This is a genomic window from Dichelobacter nodosus, from assembly GCF_001263335.1.
In the GTDB taxonomy this organism is placed as follows: domain Bacteria; phylum Pseudomonadota; class Gammaproteobacteria; order Cardiobacteriales; family Cardiobacteriaceae; genus Dichelobacter; species Dichelobacter nodosus.
Genome location: NZ_LGVW01000011.1, coordinates 20014 through 38843, shown reverse-complemented (window position 1 = coordinate 38843; position 18830 = coordinate 20014). Strand labels below are relative to the sequence as shown.

19 protein-coding genes are annotated in these 18830 nt (G+C 45.9%); 2 read left to right on the top strand and 17 right to left on the bottom strand.

Features of this window, described 5'->3' with window-relative positions; genetic code table 11:
* The first annotated feature begins 158 nt into the window (after positions 1 to 158).
* Both AKG33_RS01435 and AKG33_RS01430 read left to right on the top strand, forming a co-directional pair.
* Positions 159 to 974 carry a Cof-type HAD-IIB family hydrolase gene (locus tag AKG33_RS01435; protein ID WP_012030927.1) on the top strand — a complete coding sequence of 272 codons (816 nt, stop codon included), beginning with the start codon at positions 159 to 161 and terminating at the stop codon, positions 972 to 974.
* Positions 974 to 1183 (top strand): SlyX family protein, encoded by a 210-nt coding sequence (locus AKG33_RS01430; protein ID WP_012030926.1) that lies wholly within the window; start codon positions 974 to 976, stop codon positions 1181 to 1183. Before AKG33_RS01435 ends, AKG33_RS01430 begins: the two co-directional genes overlap by 1 nt.
* On the opposite strand, the gene recJ is transcribed toward AKG33_RS01430, so the two are convergent.
* From recJ to AKG33_RS01345, 17 genes are all read right to left on the bottom strand, one after another.
* The gene (gene recJ / locus AKG33_RS01425; RefSeq protein WP_012030925.1) at positions 1180 to 2850 is read right to left on the bottom strand and encodes a single-stranded-DNA-specific exonuclease RecJ; all 1671 of its coding nucleotides are present in this window, start codon (positions 2848 to 2850) and stop codon (positions 1180 to 1182) included. The genes AKG33_RS01430 and recJ overlap by 4 nt on opposite strands.
* On the bottom strand, positions 2847 to 3812 hold the full coding sequence (locus AKG33_RS01420) for a KamA family radical SAM protein (RefSeq protein WP_081423586.1): 966 nt from the start codon (positions 3810 to 3812) through the stop codon (positions 2847 to 2849). Before AKG33_RS01420 ends, recJ begins: the two co-directional genes overlap by 4 nt.
* Complete coding sequence (locus tag AKG33_RS01415) at positions 3809 to 5221, bottom strand: hypothetical protein (RefSeq protein WP_161802452.1); 1413 nt, start codon at positions 5219 to 5221, stop codon at positions 3809 to 3811. The genes AKG33_RS01420 and AKG33_RS01415 overlap by 4 nt, the downstream gene beginning before the upstream one ends.
* 10 nt (positions 5222 to 5231) lie before the next feature.
* On the bottom strand, positions 5232 to 6161 hold the full coding sequence (locus AKG33_RS01410; RefSeq protein WP_012030922.1) for a glycosyltransferase: 930 nt from the start codon (positions 6159 to 6161) through the stop codon (positions 5232 to 5234).
* Positions 6158 to 6856 carry a DUF3108 domain-containing protein gene (locus tag AKG33_RS01405; RefSeq protein ID WP_012030921.1) on the bottom strand — a complete coding sequence of 233 codons (699 nt, stop codon included), beginning with the start codon at positions 6854 to 6856 and terminating at the stop codon, positions 6158 to 6160. The genes AKG33_RS01410 and AKG33_RS01405 overlap by 4 nt, the downstream gene beginning before the upstream one ends.
* Positions 6843 to 7475 carry a uracil phosphoribosyltransferase gene (upp, locus tag AKG33_RS01400; protein ID WP_012030920.1) on the bottom strand — a complete coding sequence of 211 codons (633 nt, stop codon included), beginning with the start codon at positions 7473 to 7475 and terminating at the stop codon, positions 6843 to 6845. The genes AKG33_RS01405 and upp overlap by 14 nt, the downstream gene beginning before the upstream one ends.
* A gap of 1 nt (position 7476) precedes the next feature.
* On the bottom strand, positions 7477 to 8280 hold the full coding sequence (gene trpC / locus AKG33_RS01395) for an indole-3-glycerol phosphate synthase TrpC (RefSeq protein ID WP_012030919.1): 804 nt from the start codon (positions 8278 to 8280) through the stop codon (positions 7477 to 7479).
* A 185-nt stretch (positions 8281 to 8465) separates the two neighbouring features.
* Complete coding sequence (locus tag AKG33_RS01390; protein WP_012030918.1) at positions 8466 to 9035, bottom strand: pseudouridine synthase; 570 nt, start codon at positions 9033 to 9035, stop codon at positions 8466 to 8468.
* Entirely contained in the window at positions 9035 to 9985 is a 951-nt protein-coding gene (gene pfkB / locus AKG33_RS01385; RefSeq protein ID WP_228369825.1) for a 1-phosphofructokinase, read from the bottom strand. The genes AKG33_RS01390 and pfkB overlap by 1 nt, the downstream gene beginning before the upstream one ends.
* A 12-nt stretch (positions 9986 to 9997) precedes the next feature.
* Positions 9998 to 10747 carry an alpha/beta fold hydrolase gene (locus AKG33_RS01380; protein WP_012030916.1) on the bottom strand — a complete coding sequence of 250 codons (750 nt, stop codon included), beginning with the start codon at positions 10745 to 10747 and terminating at the stop codon, positions 9998 to 10000.
* A gap of 10 nt (positions 10748 to 10757) precedes the next feature.
* Positions 10758 to 12467, bottom strand: a complete 1710-nt coding sequence (locus AKG33_RS01375; RefSeq protein ID WP_012030915.1) for a potassium channel family protein — start codon at positions 12465 to 12467, stop codon at positions 10758 to 10760.
* Positions 12468 to 12477: 10 nt separating this feature from the next.
* A complete protein-coding gene (locus AKG33_RS01370) occupies positions 12478 to 12849 on the bottom strand; it encodes a DUF6394 family protein (protein ID WP_012030914.1) in 372 nt (123 codons plus the stop codon).
* Complete coding sequence (tadA, locus tag AKG33_RS01365; protein ID WP_012030913.1) at positions 12842 to 13315, bottom strand: tRNA adenosine(34) deaminase TadA; 474 nt, start codon at positions 13313 to 13315, stop codon at positions 12842 to 12844. The genes AKG33_RS01370 and tadA overlap by 8 nt, the downstream gene beginning before the upstream one ends.
* Complete coding sequence (locus AKG33_RS01360; protein WP_012030912.1) at positions 13308 to 14651, bottom strand: TldD/PmbA family protein; 1344 nt, start codon at positions 14649 to 14651, stop codon at positions 13308 to 13310. Before AKG33_RS01360 ends, tadA begins: the two co-directional genes overlap by 8 nt.
* A complete protein-coding gene (tldD, locus tag AKG33_RS01355) occupies positions 14644 to 16068 on the bottom strand; it encodes a metalloprotease TldD (RefSeq protein ID WP_012030911.1) in 1425 nt (474 codons plus the stop codon). Before tldD ends, AKG33_RS01360 begins: the two co-directional genes overlap by 8 nt.
* Positions 16061 to 17407 carry a YcjF family protein gene (locus AKG33_RS01350; protein WP_041729476.1) on the bottom strand — a complete coding sequence of 449 codons (1347 nt, stop codon included), beginning with the start codon at positions 17405 to 17407 and terminating at the stop codon, positions 16061 to 16063. Before AKG33_RS01350 ends, tldD begins: the two co-directional genes overlap by 8 nt.
* Positions 17343 to 18827: a GTPase gene (locus AKG33_RS01345; RefSeq protein WP_012030909.1), complete on the bottom strand. Its 1485-nt coding sequence runs from the start codon at positions 18825 to 18827 to the stop codon at positions 17343 to 17345. The genes AKG33_RS01350 and AKG33_RS01345 overlap by 65 nt, the downstream gene beginning before the upstream one ends.
* Positions 18828 to 18830: the final 3 nt, after the last annotated feature.

Below are 18830 nucleotides of genomic sequence, written 5' to 3'. Positions count from 1 at the left end.
ATCGATTTTTGCGTCAGAAAAAATCGCGAGCATCGTATCACGTTTTTTATCCTTTTTACGTTCCCATTTTTTACCAAGCATTTATTTCCACCGCGTTCTGACTTTTAACCGCTGCTTATGGCAGTTATACTGCCGCATTATTTTGTGTGAGCTGGATTATGAACACGACTTTTAAACCCCGCCTAATTTTTTTCGATATTGATGAAACGCTACACCGTAAAGCAACTCAATTTATGCCGGATTCGGTATGTGATGCGTTAAAAGCCGTTCGCGCGCAAGGCATTCATACCGCAATCGCTACCGGACGGACGCCCGCGAGTTTTCCAGCGCATATTCGTCAATTATTTACCGACGGTTTGATGGATTTATTAGTCAGCGTTAACGGTCAATACAATTGTTATTATGAAAACGCCATTCCAAAAACGATTTCCAGTTACCCGTTAGAAGCTGATTTTATTCATAATTTAACCACGGCGATGCGCAAACGCGGCTGGGATTATGCCAGCGTTTCCGAGGAAATATTAGCCGTCTCCGCCGATAGCGAACGCGTCAATACGGCATTAAAAGGCATTGGCGGTCAGCAAGTTGCGCCGGATTACGCGCTCAATCACGATATCTATCAAATGCTTTTATTTATCAATGCCAAACAAACGCAAGAACTCATTGATGACGAAATTATCGATGAAGAAATTTATGAACTGATCCGCTGGCACCCGTTATGTATTGACGTTTTTCATCGTAACGGCGCCAAATCGCGCGGCATTTATGATATTTGCGCGGCGCGGAATATTCCATTGGCAGAAACAATGGCGTTTGGCGACGGATTAAACGATATTGAAATGATTAGCGCGGTGGGATTTGGCGTGGCGATGGGCGACGCACGCGAAGAAGTAAAAGCCGTTGCGCGCTATATCACGGGCACCGTTGAAGAAGACGGCATCGCGCATGCTTTGCGCACTTTGGGAGTGATTTAATGGAAGAACGTTTAATTGATATCGAAATTAAACTTTCATATCAGCAAGATATGATCAACAGCCTAAACGATACTGTCGCTTTATTAAATCAACAAATGAGCGCGCAACAAGTCCAATTGCGCGCGTTAATCCAAGAAATAGAACGCCTGCGTTGTGCATCAAATGCGCATTTAGGCAATATCCGCGCGGAAATTCCACCGCATTATTAAACGATTTCAAGGGCATTGATCAACAAATTTAAGCGTTCATCGCCAAAAAAACGGTTAATTTCTAATTGATAAACCACTTTTACCGCCGTTCCCGACGGCAAATCCTCTTTATGAAAAAACCACGTGGCATCAAAAAGTTGACCGTTTATCGGCTCGCGTAACACCAAACGCGTATGCCCTGCGCCCAGCGCGCGGCAATCAGCAACAATAAAACGATTACAAAACTGCGGCGGTGGAAATCCCGCGCCCCACGGTTCCAAATTTTCCAAAAAATGTGCCCACGAAAGCTGCAATAAATCAATGGGTAATTCGGCATCAAAATAAAGCGGTTGTTCGGGCACGCGGGCGCCAATTTGGCGTTCAAAATGTTGTTTTAACGCTGTTAATAATAACGGATAACATTCTTTTAACACGGTAAATCCCGCTGCCATTGCATGTCCACCGAACTGGATACAATCGCTAGGCAAATCCGCCACCGCCGCAATTAATAAACGATGAATATCAACGCCGGCAATCGAACGCATCGAGCCTTTAATACCCAAACCATCATCGCTTTGTGTTGCCACCAACGCCGGTCGCGCCAAAGTTTGACTCAATCGCGCCGCAACAATGCCAATAATGCCTTCATGCCAATCCGCTTGATAGGCGCTCGCAATCACGGCATCGGGATTAATTTGCAATGCGGCTTGTCGCTCCATTTCATTGGTTAACGCTTTACGGCTGCGGTTAAATCGCTCCAAATATTGCGCATTATCGCAAGCCGTTTGCCAATCCGCGCTCAATAACAGCGCCACGCCTTCGCTCATTTCTGAAAGTCTGCCCACGGCGTTTAAAATCGGCGCCAGTGAAAAATCAATATCGCGCGTCGTCATCATTTCCGGTGTTTGATTACTGACCGCAATCAACGCTTGAATGCCTAAATTACTTTGTCCCGTTCGCATGCGCGCAATGCCGTGCGCAACCAAAATGCGGTTATTACGATCCAGCGGCACTTTATCGGCAACCGTTCCCAAAGCCACTAAATCCAAATAACTATTTAAATCTACAGGGAAATTACCGAATTGTTGGTACCACAACCGTCGCAACATTAATAACACATAAAAAGCAACGCCCACACCCGATAAATTGCCCAAATAATGATGCTCCTGCCGATTGGGATTAACCACCGCCTGCGCGCGCGGCAAAGTAGTATCTGTTTGATGATGATCGGTGATAACGAGCGCTACATTATGCGCTTGCAACCATTCTGCCGCTTCAAAACTGCGAATGCCGTTATCTACCGTTATCACCAGCGCCGGCAAAGTTGATAAAGTTTTTAAACCGCGAACCGTTAAACCGTAGCCGTGCCGCTGCCGATTGGGAATAAAATAATCCACTTTGCCGCCTAATTGCTCAATAACGCTAACGCATAACGCGGTAGCCGTGGCACCGTCAACGTCATAATCGCCGAAAATCAAAATCGATTCGCGCTGAACGATCGCCGTTAATAAACGCTGCGCGGCTTTTTCAATATCCGGCACGCTATCGGGCGGCAATAAAGCCCGCAAAGGTTTTGCCACTTCTTCGGGATTATCCACTCTTGCGGCATAAATCGCGCGCACCAGCGCATGCCAATCTTTTGGAAATCGCTCCGGCGCGCAACGCTTTGGATACGATACAACCTTCATTTAATGCCGGCAGCGTGCAATGCGGCTTTTTCTGCGGCGGTTAACGTCATCACGGCGATTTTGCCATCGCCGCCGGGAATTTCTACGATATACGTCGGCAATGCAATGCCAGAGACGTATTGCCGTAATTGTTGATAAATGGCGCGACCTTCATCGATCGTGACGCGAAAATGTCCGGTGCCGCGCGCTAAATCCAAATGATGCAAATAATACGGTTTAATGCGTCGCGCTAAAAACGCTTCCATCAATTGCGCTAAAACTGCGGCATCATCGTTAACGCCGCGCAATAATACGGTTTGCGATAATAAAAGATGATCGGTTGCCAATCGCGCCAGTAAAGAATCAGACGCGGGATTAAATTCATCGGCGTGATTGACGTGCAAAACGTAAACAATTTGTTTGCCGGTTTTTTGCAACGTCGTTAACCATTCTTCCTTAATTTGTTCCGGCGCAACGATCGGCATGCGCGTATGAACGCGAATCCGGCGAATATGTTCTATTTCCAAAAGCGGCGCCACGTATAAACGCAAACGTTCAGCGGATAAAGTCATCGGATCGCCGCCGCTTAAAATAACTTCTTCAATTTCATGATGTTGCCGCATGTAATCGTGCGCTTGTTGAATGGCAGCTTCATCGGGACGGCTGCCTTTTTGTCCGATTAATTCGCGACGAAAACAAAAACGGCAATGCACCGCGCAAACTTGCGTTACTTTCCATAACACGCGATTACGGTAACGATGCACCAAAAAGTCCACTGGAGAATGCGCTTCATCACCAATCGGATCCCGCAATTCTTCCGGCGCCACCGTTAATTCATCTTCTGATGGCAAAAATTGACGGGCAATGGCTGCGCTGTGGTTAATCAGATCGTTCATCGTTTTACTGATGCGAACGGGATAATCGCGCGTCACGCGCGGCTGCCAAGCATCGGCAGCAAATGTTTTTTTATCGATTGAGTTCATTTTGTTACTTTTAAAATGTAGGCTTTATCGCCGTGACGATTGGCAAATTCGGCAATAATCGTTTGCTGCGAAAGTACAGCCGGCACAGGATCGTTACGATGATGACGGAAAATATAATATGTTTCTGGCGGATAATGATGTGCCGCCGTTAAAAATTCTGATAAGGTTTTGAAATGTTGATCGTCTGGCGCTGTGCGCGCGTAATATAAAGCTGTTTTTGAATTACTCAAGACGCGCTCCGGTGCTAATTGCGCCAGATAATTTCCTGCCAAACGTTGATAATCGGCGCTCGGACCAAATTGCACCATGCTGGCAATGGCTAACGCAACCAATAACCACCACATTACCACCGCGCGTTGCGGCGGCATTTTTCCACTTAATAAACGGTGAACCAGATAAGACGCGCCGCCCGCGCACAACCATAAAATGGGCAATAATATCAATAAATAATACAAACTGGATAACAACGCGCCGCGGTAAAATACGCACGCGGTATGCGTTAACCAAGCAAAAAAGAGTAATAACCCAAAAAAACGTTTGATTTGCGGCGATAAAATCGAGCTGATGCCGCGATCGTGGCTGATCCAAATTAAAATTAATACGAGTACGCCGGCGGTTTTAATGACGTCAAGCGCAATAAAAGCCATCACTAAAATAAAACTCACCACCGCGCTGTTATCGCGATTGAATAATGAAGAGATGACGATCGCCGTTTTTTGTATGCGGTTGAATAATAAAATCGCGCTGTTGATAAAACTGCTGCTCCACGCCGGAACCAGCGCAATGACAATGGCGATTAATGCGTAGTAAACGAGTAAAAATCGACCGCGCTCCCATAATAGTTCCCACCAACGATGGTTTTTGCCCGCCCAAAATAAAAAACACAGCGGAAAACCCAGCGCCCAAAAAAAGAAAATCGGATCGCAAAATCCTGCCAGCCAAGAAAATCCTGCCCAAAGACAAAATCCCCGATAAAACCGCGCAGGATAATAAAATAAAAAGCACCCAATCGCGCTTAACCAAGCCGATAATCCCAACCAGAACGGGGTGACGGCAAAGCGTACGTGATTGAATTCTGGTAAAAAATTTAAAAAGAGAAATAAGGTAAATAATGCTTTGTGTCCGATGCCAATCATGGTGCTGATTTTGGCAAATTGCACCATGATGATTGCCGTAAAAACCGCAATCGCGAATACGACCCAAGCTTCACCGCCCAAAGCAAAAGGACGCAATAAATAATGAAACCACGTTTCTGGCGCGGTTTTTATCGTCCATAATTGCTGCAAAGACGAAATATCAAAAACTTGTCCGTAATTAAACCAAACGATGCCCGATGAGCATAAACTCATTCCCATAATGAGCAGATAAAAGCCACGGTTATCAGCGGCGAAAATCTGCGCCAGTCGCATCACAATCCGTTCAAATTTCAAAACCAAATACTCGCGTTTTACGGGGATAATCTGCCGCTTTGCGAATCGGTTTTAATAAAACCGCGCCTAACATTTGTCCCACGGTGAAAGGATAAAAATTTTCAATGTGTTTTTTGGCTTCCGCGGCAATTTCCAAACGCGTTTCTTTTTGATCGCTTAACACGCCGAGCATGGGAATAATTTCTTCGACTTTGGAAACAAAAATACAATTGCGCGTATTTTGCCAACCGTAGCGCAACCGCTGCTCACTGCCCGGATCTAAAGTAATGACGACGGCGCCGTATGCCATCGCGCGAATAATCAGCCGCGATGAATCTTCAATATATTCCGGCAAACAAACAAATAAATCACCATTGCCTAATAACGCGAGTTCATCGCCAACATCGGCGATTTCCAGCGTTTTCATTGCCATTGCGGAAAGTTGTCTGCCGCGCATTTCATAAAAGCGTCCGGAAGGTTCGTAAATATAACAAGTCAATTCCGCACTGGGTTTGCGCGGAAGCGGATAAGTAGACGGGTTATAAATGGGTTTTAACCAATGCGCATCGTGTCCGCATTCCATTTGCCATTTGATAATTGAAAAATCATCGCTGATCAAACGCGCCCACGGCATCACGTTCATATTTTGCATTAAACGGTGCCGATCGGCAGAAGTAAATACTTCATTAAACGATAAAAAACAAATATAAGGCAGTTGCCGCAAAAAAGGACTTTGTTCGTAAATAATTTGTTGGGAAAGTTGCAAAACGATGCGATCGTATTGTTCAAGACGGATAAAACGTTGAAAAAAACGTTCCATATTTTCCAGATGATCGCTCGTTAACGTATAAACTTCGCAGGTGCCCGTCGCGTGACGCAATCCGTCATGAATTTGCGTCAGTGAAGGGTGTTCCACAGATTCTATTAAAAGCGTTTTCATTTGAGTGTTTGATAGTTGGTCAAAGTAATTTGAAACCGAGATTCCCCTTTGCGAAATTGTTCTAATTTCACTAATCGCAAAGGATTTTCCGCAAAATAAACCATCGTCTGCTTACTGCCATTTGTTTGGCGATAAACCCGAATCAAAGTGGTATTCCCTTGAGCATCTTTCCATTTTTGCTTGGGTAATTCCTCGATTTGGTAGGTTTTAATTTCATCGTCGCTGACTAAAGTATATTCCGTCGATTTCACGTTATTTTCGATATCCAATAATGATTGGACGATCATCGATAAAGTATCTAAAGGTTGAAGTTGTGCGTCATAATCGAGCATTTTTGAGTTATCACCGATCACCGCCTCGATTTGATGTTGATCAGGGTGAAAATCATAATGCAGGCGGTATTTACTGCTGCCTTCCATTTCGCGCCAATATACTTGCGGGATAACGTCATGTTGTTTTCTAAGCCCGCGAACCGATTCGCGCATTTCATCAAAACCCAGCATTTTTGCCGTAATTGCCGGCATCGCTACGGTATCAACGCGGTAAGTAAAATCCGTAAAAAAAACGTCATGACTCATCTCGCCGGCGCCCACGCCGCGAATGCGCAACGCATAAGTAGCGCGATAATTTTGCACCGCCATCGCCGGCACCACGAAAAGCAACAATAATCCGCATAAGAAACTATAACGTCCCATATAAACGGTCTCCCGCGTCGCCTAATCCAGGACGAATATAAGCATTTTCATCTAATTCGCGATCGATAGCGGCGGTAAAAATTGGTACATCAGGGTGATGTTCTCGCATTGCTTTTAAACCTTCCGGCGCTGATAAAAGACATAAAAAACGAATATCGATAGCGCCTAATGCTTTGACTTTATAAATACTTTCAATTGCGCTAAATCCCGTTGCCAACATCGGATCAACAACTAAAGTAATGCGTTCGTCCATCGCTTTGGGCAATTTGCAATAATAAGCGCGCGGTTTATGCGTTACTTCATCGCGTTCCATGCCAATGTAGCCTACTTTTGCCGCCGGTAATAATTCTAAAACACCGTCTAATAAACCATTTCCTGCTCTTAAAATACTAATAATACACGTTTTTTTACCTTGCAATTCTTTAGAACGTATTTTTTCCAAAGGCGTTTCAATTTCGCAATCTTGCAGCGGAAAATCGCGCGTAGCTTCATAAGCCAACAACAAACCAATTTCTCGCGTAATCGTGCGAAATTCCATCGTATGCGTTTCTTTGCGGCGCAAAGTGGTTAATTTGTGTTGTACGAGTGGATGATTAATTTCATAAACTTTCGGTTCCATTTCAATCCTCTTTTCCATAAATTAAATGATGTAACGCCTCTCCAGCAAATTCAGCACTCATCAACGCGCCGCCAATTAAAACGGCATCAAGCCCGCAATTGAGCAAATACACCACATCAGCATGCGTATTAATACCGCTTTCGCTGATAACAAAATAATCTTTCGGCAATTGTTGCCGCAATTGCGCCGATTTTTCCAATGAAGCATTAAAATCTTCGGGATTACGATTGTTAATTGCCAACGTCCGCACCGGCACATTAAGCGCCCGTTTCAAATCGTTTTCATCGTGGATTTCAATTAACACGTCCATACCCAAATCATGCGCTAAAACAACGAATTCCTGTAATTGTTCGTCCGTTAAAATTGCCACAATCAATAAAATACAATCGACGCCTAAAAGTCGTGATTCCAAAATTTGATAACGGCTAATAATAAAATCCTTGCGCAAAACGGGCACCGGCACCGCCTTTTTTACCGCGCTTAAATAAGCCACATCGCCGTAGAAAAAATGCGTATCCGTAAATACGGAAAGACAACTGGCGCCGTATTGCACGCATTCTTGAGCTAAAAGTTCCGGCATAAACTGTTCCCGCAATAAACCTTGGTTCGGTGACGCGCGTTTAATTTCGGCAACAACGGCAACGCCGCCGCGATCTCGACAATCACGCAATGCACGCATAAAACCACGCGGCGCATCGGTTAACGTTTCCAATTCTGCAATCAAAGAGGCTTCTGTTTTTTGCTGTTTTAAAGCGGCAATTTCTTGTTGTTTATAAGCAACAATATCATCAAGAATCTTTGTCATTATTCTCTCCGAGTACAAATAAATCTGCATTTAAGATGTTTTTAATCGGGCAAAGCCAACAAAAACACAAGTAAGGGGATTATTCGCTATTCGTCGTCAGGATTCAATGAAAAAGAAAAATAGAGATAAAAAAATAATGAATTTACAAAAAGTTAAATAAAAATAATCTTTCTCAACTTATTATTTTAGAAAACGACTTCTTCATAAGCGCCCAATGCCAAATCATTTAATCGCCACATACCAATTGCCACTCGTACCAAACGCAAAGTTGGAAAACCCACCGCCGCCGTCATACGCCGCACCTGACGATTGCGCCCTTCATAAAGCGTTAATTCCAGCCAACTGGTTGGAATTGTTTTACGAAACCGCACCGGCGGCTCGCGCGCCCATAATGTTGGTTTGGTTAATATCCGTGCCCTCGCTGGTTGAGTCATACCGTCTTTTAACCGCACGCCCGCCGCCAATTGCCGCACAGCGTTTTCAGTAATCATGCCTTCCACTTGCACCCAATAAGTTTTGGGCAATTTACTGTGCGGCTGCGCAATCCGCGCCTGCAAACGTCCATCATCAGTTAATAAAACCAAACCTTCGCTGTCATAATCCAAACGTCCCGCCGGATAAACATCTGCCACGGGTACAAAATCCTTCAGCGTTTTGCGTCCCTGTTGATCGCTAAATTGACACAAAACGCCATACGGTTTATTAAAGCGCAACAATTTTTTCCCTGCGCGCGGACGAATAATGGCTGCATTCATCAATCTTCAAACCGCACAATCGTTACTTGATTTTTTAATTGCTCAACGATTTCCGCAGCCGGTAAATAAGCGCCTAAATGCTGCACATTAGCCGCGCTATAAGCGGTTGCCGTTTTAGCAATATCACTTAACGAACTGCCTAAAATCATGCCGCGCACCATACCTGCCACCATCGCATCGCCAGCGCCCACCGTACTCACAACTTTCACCTGCGGCGGTTGTGCGTGTAACGCTTCTGTTTCATTAATAAACCACGCCCCGCGCGCACCCAAAGAAATCACCACGAGTCTTACGCCGCGGGCAACAAATGATCTGCCCACCGAAACAATATCAGGATCATTGCGCAACGTCCGACCGCATAAAAACGCCAATTCATCAAGATTAGGTTTAATCACTTGCGGCAAGATTTCAGAACGCATCACGTTTTTTAACGCCGCTTCACTGGTATCTACGGCAATAAAAGGACAACGCGCATGAAATTTTGCCGTCATTTGCGCATAAAAATCTTCGGCAACGTTGGGCGGTAAACTGCCGCCAAAAACCAAAACCGTTTGCTGATCGACCACTTCATCTAAATAATCGATCAAATTTTGCTGCGCCGCGCGCGGAATTTCGATGCCGGGCATATTGATATCCGTCGTTTCGCTGGTATTTTCATCAATGATTTTGATGCAACGGCGCGTTTCTGCCGCGGGAATGCGAATAAATGCATCGGTAACGCTTTGTTTTTTCAGCGTATCGATAAACGTTTTTTCATTATTTTCGCCCAACCAACCGCTGGCGATCGCGGTCATTCCAGCATTTTGTAAATTAATTGCCACGCCTAATGCTTTGCCGCCGGCAGTTTCTTCAATTTTTTGTCCACGGTTAACGCGCCCCTGCCGCCAATTATTGGCATGAACCGTCACATCAATTGCCGGATTCGCCGTAACACAAACGACTTTCATCATTTCTCCTTTTTATCAAGCACTGCGGCGCGCTAAAAAACGAATGACTTCTTCAGCAAACGCACCGCTGCGCCAAGTATTGCTTGCGGTAATATGTGTGGCAAATGGTATCACCCATAATCCAGCATCGGGAATGATTCGATACAATTCCAAAATTTCTGCAAGCGGCGCCACCGGATCGCGGTCACCCACAATCAACAAAACCGGCATCGATAAACGCGCGAAATCCTCCAAACGATGATGATGATCGGAATATTCGGGATCCAAAGCGCGCGCGACGTGTCCAATAACGGTTTTCCACGCATCAGTTCCGCCCTGCGGCGCATGCAATTGTTCCAACCATTTTTGTAAACCAAATCGTTGCCAATATTCCGGCTGCGCCATCATTTTAGTTTGCGCATAGGTTTCGGCATTTTTGTGATAAGTAATGCGGTAAAAAACGGCTTTTTCCACGCGCTGCGGATAATTCAGCGCTAACCACATCGTCACCGCCGCGCCCATCGATGAACCACAAAACGATGCTTTTGCAATTCCTTCGGCATCTAACATTGCCAAAACGGCTTCTCCTAATAATTGCATCGATAAGCGTTCGCCGTGAAACAAACTGCGCCCGTGTCCCAATAAATCGGGCACTAAAACACGATAACGTTTTGAAAACGCTGGAATTTGTGGCGACCATTCCGCGCCTGCCATGCCGCCGCTGTGCAAAAGCACTAAACTTCGCTCGTGGTCGCCGTAGCTTTGATAAAACAATTTATCCGTCACTTTGCGCTCCTTATTGTAGTTTGTGGTAAATGTAGTTTAAAACGGAAGAATTCATGCGCTCGCGCCCGTGTTGTGCCCAATAAAGCGCCGCATAATCAAAACAATTTCGCCCAATGCGATGACCCGCCGAACGCTCAACATAAGCCAATAAAACTTGATCGCCAACTTCCAAATGCATCGCAGGATTCGGCAATAAATATTCTTTTTCCTGACGATACAATAATAACGGCACCACTTCGTGCAAGGTTTCCGGTTCATTAGGGTGCATCCATAACGTTTGCAAACGCAATAAATGCCCACTTTTTAAATAATCCATCACGGCGGGCGCGTGTTCGTAATCAATGCGAGCAATAAAATGTTTGGGATTTAAAATTTGCCCATCGCTTCTTTTGCCCAACGCGTCCAAACGTTGCACCAAACTTTGTCCCCAAGCTTCATCTTGGTGCCGTAAAAGACGAATAAACCGCGCTAATAATGGTCGCGCTACTTGTGGAAAAATTTGGCTGACGAGTAAATCAGCTTCTTCCATCACGCGGTCAAATCCTGCCACTTGAAACAAATGTTCATTACTGGTGCGGTTTTGTTTTCCTACAACATACAACGACGGGCGCATCGCTTTTGCCGTCATCGCAATCGATAAATTATCGGGATCATACGCATGCGCGGCAACGATTGCCTGCGCCCGATCAATCCGCGCTTCACGCAAAGTCACCGCTTCGGTGCCCGTGCCGTGGATATCGATGCGTTCATCGCTGCCTTCATCGATCACCACGCTTTCCACACCTTCATATTCTAAAAATTGCTGGAGCGTTTGCCCTAATTCACCAAAACCACATAACAACCATTTACCGCTGGGCGGTTGCGGCAACGGTTCATAAGTGGAATTGGGTTCGGCGTACGCGCGCGCCATCAAACTGGCAATTGCCGGACGCCGCAGCGCCATCGTCAGCCGTTCGGTAAAAACTTGATTGGTATTCACAACCATATCCGTATGAAACGATTTAGCATGCGCGCTGCCTTTGGCGGAAGTCGTTCGGCAAATAATTTGAAAACGATAATGTTCCGATGACAATAATTTTGCCGATAACGCCACTTTAATATTGACCGCTTCATCATTCGTAATCGCGATTACCGCCCGACAAAACGGCGAACGAATGCCTGCTTTTTCCAATAATTGCACATCGGAAGCATCACCCACCGTCGATAAAACATTATGAAATTCCGGTTCCAACGCCATACTCGCCACTCGGTTTTCATTTTTTTCAATCACCACGCATTGATAATTGTTTTTCAACAACAATTTGGCTAATTTCGCGCCGGCTTCGCCCAAACCACAAATAATTACAAAACGTTGTTTAAGGCGTTCCGTGCGGCGCGCGAAACTGTTTTCTTTTAATGCGTGTTGAAAAACCGGATCCTGCAAAATTGCGATAATTTTACCCGCGGCATAAAGCCACGCCGGCACCGTGTAATAAATACTCAAAATCACCCACAAACGCTGCCAATGCGAAAAACCATAAGGTTCTTCGCCGTACCCCATCGTGGTCGCGGTAATCGTAATCCAATAAAAAGAATCAAAAATCGAGAAATAGATCAACTCGCCGTTATCATCGAGCGTTGGAATCATCGACATGCCCAAAATAGCAACCGTATAACACGCAATTAATACCAACGCGGGGCGGCGCATTTGCCGGAAAAAAAGATAAACGACTTCGTTCATCAGAATCACCCTAACGACGCAAAGTCGTTGTTTCGATAATAATTAAAATCACAGAAACGATATTCGCCACCATCGCGCCGGCAGCAAAAGAAACAATAGTCGCCATCGTTGTGCCATCAAGCATACCCACGGAAAACGTCCATACCAAAATTGCGGCTAATAATTGCACATCGCTGACCAAACTCGCTGCCATCAATAAAGATCCCATTTGCGTTCGATCGCCAAACTTTAAAACCGTACAAATCAAACTGACCACAAAGGCAAAAAACAATCCCATTTTTTCGTGATATTCGGGGCTGCCCAATTCGCCGTACACAAAACTACAGCTCAACGTTAACGCCAATAAAACAAAAAAATTAAACCATAAACGTTCACTACGCATCTTCTGCTCCCAAACGACTTCGCCGTTTTTGAAAAAATTGCTGCAATAACAACTGACACTCTGCCGCCAAAACGCCGCCTTTAACTTCGTTAATATGATGATTTAATTGCGCATGACGCGTTAAATCAAAAGACGAGCCGCACGCGCCGCCGCGCGCGTTATACGCGCCAAAAACCAATTTTTCAATGCGCGCATGGATTAATGCGCCGACGCACATCACGCACGGCTCAACGGTCACATAAAGCGCCATTTCTGTTAAACGATAATTTTTAATGCGTTGCGCGCCTTCGCGTAAAACCAAAATTTCGCTGTGCGCGCTGGGATCACAAGCGCTGATCGTGCGATTAAAATTTGCCGCGATCACCTGTTGCTGATAAACCAAAACCGCGCCGATGGGAATTTCGCCGATTTCTGCGGCTAATTGCGCTTGCTCCAGCGCCAAACGCATAAAATCAACGTCATTCACCGTCGGCAACCGTCATTTCTCGTAACAAAATGGAAGGCGCGTGTACGGCGCCCAATGAGCGGATATCATCACCAATTGCCATGATATTTTGCAGCATGGTTGGCAATGATCCGGCAATCGTCACGCCGGTTACCGGATAGGCAATCTCGCCGTTTTCAACCCAAAAACCGCGCGCACCGCGGGAATAGTTGCCCGTTAACAAATCCACGCCCTGCCCCATTAATTCTGTAACCACCAAACCGCGTTCCATCTGCTGATACAAATCAGAAAGCGATAAAACGTGATCCGGCGTTGCCAACAATTGCAAATTATGCACGCCGTCGCTATTTCCGCTGGGCGTTAAATGCAAACGCCGCGCGGCATAACTGCCAAGCAAATAATGCTCAACCGTTCCTTCATGAATCAGCACCGGATTGCGCACGGCAATGCCTTCGCCATCAAATACAGCAGAAGTGGCACCTTTGGGCAATAAAGGATTTTCATGCAAACTTAACCACGCCGGCAATACAGTTTTTCCCAAAGAATCCGGCAAAAAACCCAATTTTCGATATTGACGATAACCGCCGAGCGCCGACAATAAATGTCCCATTAATCCAGAAGCCAGTTCCGGCACAAATAACACGGGATAAACGTCCGTTTTTACGGCGCGCGGTTTCAACGCGGCTAACGCTTTTTGCGCCGCGGTTTTGCCGATATCGGCGGCAGCGCGTAAATCATCGATTAAGATTTTATGATCATAATCGTAAGCGCTTTGTTGATCGTTTGCCTCGCGCGCTAATGCACTCACACTCACAGAAACGCTACTTCTTTGAGCGCCGCCGCGAAATCCATTGCTCGTTGCCACATAAAAAGCCGATTCACCGCCGTAAGCTTGCGCGCCGTGATGCGACACGATCCGCGGATCGCAGGCAAGCGCGGCAGCTTCTGCTGATGAAACAAGCTGCGTTAATGCGTCAATATCCGGCGGATTGCCCCACAACTGCAGCGCCTGCCAATCATCATCACAACAACGCGCATAATCTTCTGCCGCAGCAATGCCAAAATCGGGGTCGTCTTCAGTGAATTCCGTATGCGATAACGCGGTTTTAACGGCGTGCGTCATGGCTTGCTCGCTGCGATCGGAAATCGCTACCGATCCTTTGCGGTGTTTGCGGTAGACGGTAAGTGCTAAGGAAAAATCTTCAACGCGTTCCAAAGCTTCTATTTTGCCCGTGCGAAAACCAACGTGATTACCTAACGCCGTATGAACGCTGACATAACATTGTTCGGCGCCGTTTTGCTGCGCCGTTTTTAATATATATTCGGCATCAGCGCGTAATTTTTCGAGACTAAGCATGCGTTCCTCCTACGATTAAGCGGTCGATTTTCACGCTGGGTTGCCCCACACCAACGGGCACCGTTTGCCCACTTTTGCCGCAATTTCCCACGCCGCCGTCTAACGCAAAATCATCGCCCACCATCGAAATCCGTTGCATAACTTCAATTCCTTGTCCGATTAAACTCGCTCCTTTAACCGGCGCCGTTACTTTGCCGTTTTCAATCAACCATGCTTGAGTCGCCGAAAAAACAAATTGCCCGTTAGTGATATCAACTTGTCCGCCGCCCATTTCTGTCACCAAAAGTCCGCGTTTAACGCTGGCAATCATTTCTTCTGGTTTGTGTTTGCCGGCTGCCAGATAAGTATTCGTCATGCGCGGCATCGGCAAATGCGCATAACTTTCGCGCCGACCGTTGCCCGTTGCGTTCATTTTCATCAAACGCGCATTCATGCGATCTTGCAAATAGCCTTTTAAAATGCCGTTTTCAATCAACACATTTTTTGCCGTTTTCGTGCCTTCATCGTCAACCGATAACGATCCGCGGCGTTCTAATAAACTGCCGTCATCAATAACGGTGCATAACGGTGAGCAGACTTGTTCGCCGATTTTCCCACTAAAAATAGAACTGCCTTTGCGATTAAAATCGCCTTCCAAACCGTGTCCGACGGCTTCATGCAATAAAACGCCCGTCCAACCGTTGCCCAAAACAACGGGCATTTCTCCTGCCGGCGCCGCTTGCGCCGTTAACAATATTTGCGCTTGTTTAACGGCTTTTTGCACATAATTTCGAATTTGTTCGGGGGAAAAGTAATGCTGATAATCGCCGCGACCACCGCCGCCGGCATAACCGCTTTCACGTTGCCCATTTTTTTCCAAGACAACATTCACGTTAAAACGCACCAGCGGACGAATATCGCGCGCAAAACCGCCGTCTAAACGTTGAATAAATACTTCTTCATAAGTTGCCGCAAATGATGCCGATACATCAACCACCGCCGGATCTTCTTGATAAGCGTATTGATCGGCTAATTGTAATAACCGCACTTTTTCTGAATCGGCATAACGCGTTAACGGATCAACGGCAGGATAAAGCGGTTTTACGGTTTGTTCCTGCCATTTGGGCACGCGTACAGTTCCGTTTTGACCCGCTTTTCCGATGCGCCGCGCAAAACGGCAAGCATCAAATAACGCTTCTTGCGAAATCATATCGGCATAAGCAAAACCCGTTTGCTCACCCACAACGGCGCGCACGCCTAATCCTGCCGCCGCATGATATTGCGCATTTTTAACGCGATGCTCGGAAAGCGACCAATATTCACTGCGCAAACGTTGAAGATAAATATCGCCATCGTCAATTCCAGAAAATGTTAATAAATTTAAACCTTTTTCCAGAATTTCTGCCGAAATTTCCGCGGGAAATATATCGTTAGTCATGCTGTTCCTTTCCTAAAATTTGGCGAATCGAATTTTTTGCTTCCATCATCAATGCTTCTTTATCCAAATCCGCAATAATATCTTCAATAACACGTTTTGCGCCGCCTTCGCCCCAAGATGCGCCGGCGGCAAAATATTTTTGCGCCGCTTTGCCGACAACATAACTGCCGTAAAAAGCAAGTCCGGCTTGCGTGCCCGCGGTTAATACGGTGGACAAACCCGCAGTTAATCCTTTTAAGGTTGACGATAGAATTTGTACGCCGTACACCGTGCCGATTAATAATCCCGTTTGCAGGGCGATGGTGCGCATTAATGCGCCGGCTTCGCGCCGCGTTAAAGAAAAACCATAAATCTGCGCTAAATGAACCACCATGCCGCTATCTGCTGCTAACGCTAATAAATCCACCGCCGGCAGCGGATTAATCGCCACGCCAACGGCTTTAAATAAAGCGTATTGACGAATCACATGCTCGGCAACATTTTGTTTCACCGCCATCACTTCTGCCACCACTTTATCCGATAAACGGCTGGCAAAAACGCTGGCATTAAGCGCCACATAACTGCGTCCAAATTGCGCGATTAAATCCTGCAAGACTTTTTGAAGTTCTGCGATATCAACCGCCCGCGTTTGCCAGATTTCTTCAACGTTGCCGTTTTCTCGTTCTTTAACGATCAACTCTTCATCAGGACGCGACGCCGTCATCACCACGCGTTCCGGCGGAATCATTTCGGCAACGCGCCAACGGATATGTTTTTGTAATTTCAAGGCTTCTTTGGCGCTTAATTGATCGGATTTATTAATCACCAAAATGATGGGTTGCGTTTGATGATGCAATTGTTGCAACGCGGAAAGTTCAATATCGGTCATATCCGAATCGATAACAAACAAAATAATATCGGCATTTTGGGCAACGGTTTGAGCGATTAAAGCGTGTTCTTGCCCGTGAATTTCATCGATGCCAGGGGTATCAATCAAAAAAACGATGCCGTCGCCGGCATTTTCCCATAAAACTTCTTCACTGCGCTGGGTTTGCCCGTGTAACACACTAGTTAAAAAAACATTTTTTCCAGAAAGCGCATTTAATAATGTTGATTTGCCCACGCCCACGCGTCCAAATGTTGCCACGTGAATGGTGCCTTGTTCGATTTTGCCTAAAAAACGTTGTAAATGTTGATAATCTTCTGCCAACCGCGCCCGCGCCGCCGCCGATAAACGGCTATCGTCAAGTAATTGCACCAAAGAATTTCGCGCTTTTAACAGATGAAATGCGCCATCAATATTCGGTTTTGTCGTTGAAGGTGGATTTGAGCAGGGAGACTGCTCGTTTTTCCAAGTCATGCTGTAATTGCTCCTCGAAATGTTTGATGATGTTTTGATCATTAAATGCTTCTGCGTGTTGGTCTAAAGTTTGCACCACGGCATTGCCCAAACTTTCAAAAATTAAACCATAAGCTAATGCGTGCGATGCGCCGCCAATCACGGTACCAATTCCTGGAAAAGCTTTGCATACATTGCCCGCCAGCGCTAAAAGTACCGTCATTTGCGTACGCACTTTTCCGGTTGCCGATTCAATTAAAGTTTGTAAATCAATATGTTTGGCGGGAACATCGTAAAGTTTGCATAACGATTTGACCATTTCCATGCCCAAATAACCTTGAATAATAACGTCCGTGCCCGGCCCCACCGCTGCCACGCCGCCCAACATCGCTTTGCGCGCATAACTTTTTACCAGCGCTTCGCCTTTTTTCTTGCGTTGCTGCCCAATGCGCATATTTAAAGCATCATCAGCCAAAGCCATAATTGCTTGCCGCTGACTGTTAACCAAATAACCGCGTTGTTTTTCTAAATCGGTAATGGCGTGTAATAAAGCTTGAACATCTCCGCCGCCGACGCGCTCAATGCATTCTTCTGAACCATCTTGTCGCATGAATTTAACGTGCTGCGGATAAGCGCTGGCAGTCAGCACAAGCGGCGTATCTTTTGGCAACCGGCTTTGAATACGATTTTTTAACTGCATTTGTTCTTGCTCGCTGTAGCGATTAATTTTATTGAGCACGACGATCATCGGTTTATGAAAATGATGCAATTGCGTTATCGATTCCCAATCGGAAGCCGTCATATCTTGATCTAAAACGTAACACACAATATGCGCTTTGCGCGCCGCTTGTAACACGGTTTCATCTAACTGCGCCAACGTTTCCGCCTGATGCGTGCCCGGCATATCGAGCAAAGTTAAATGCACGCCGTTTGCCGTTTGATAATGATAACGATCGATGGTTGCCGTGGTGCCGCCGATAATGGAAATTTCAATATTTGCCTGCGGTAATAAAGTTTGAATCAGCGAACTTTTGCCCGTGCTGATTTTGCCGAAAAAAGCAATTTCCAAAAAAACGTTGGGCGTATCCGCTTGAAGTTGCGCTAATTCGTATTCAATATCCGTAGTATCAATGCCTTGCGCTTGGGCTTTTTGTAAACGTTGCTGAATTTCTGCCAAACTGCGTTGTTTTTTAGTTAACGATTGCGGCGATCGCGCGCGCCCCAAAGTCCAAATTTTATAAATCAAAATCATGCCCAGCGCGGCAATAAAGACCACGCCCACGCAATAAACCCATAAAAAACCAACGGATAACTCCTGCAAACGTCCCCAAACGCTAAAAGCCACATCAGTAAACTGAAAAATCAACAGCAATACTGCCAGCACAATAATCGCCGTAAGTACGGTAAACAGGCGCCGCAGTAAACTCACACTTTGCTTCATCTT